We start from the raw sequence: 226 nt of genomic DNA, 5'->3' as shown, positions 1-226 counted from the left end.
GGATTAAGAACCAGTTGCAAGGGGTATTTCAGCCTTTTTCTATTGAGTGCCGTTTTTTTCTGCTATTTTGCGAAAAAAGTGATATATGTGGCTTTTTTTTAGTCATTTTCACCACTTTTATTAATTTCTATTTTGGAAAAATACAGTTTACCTTAGATTTTTGATGTCTTTTTATAGAGCTCATAGACATATATAGCATTTTCGGTTCCAAAGATTCCAAAGATTC

This window comes from Acinetobacter genomosp. 33YU, from assembly GCF_001990725.1.
Classification (GTDB): domain Bacteria; phylum Pseudomonadota; class Gammaproteobacteria; order Pseudomonadales; family Moraxellaceae; genus Acinetobacter; species Acinetobacter seifertii.
The sequence above is the reverse complement of the archived record's forward strand: the minus strand, read 5'-3'. Positions refer to the sequence as shown.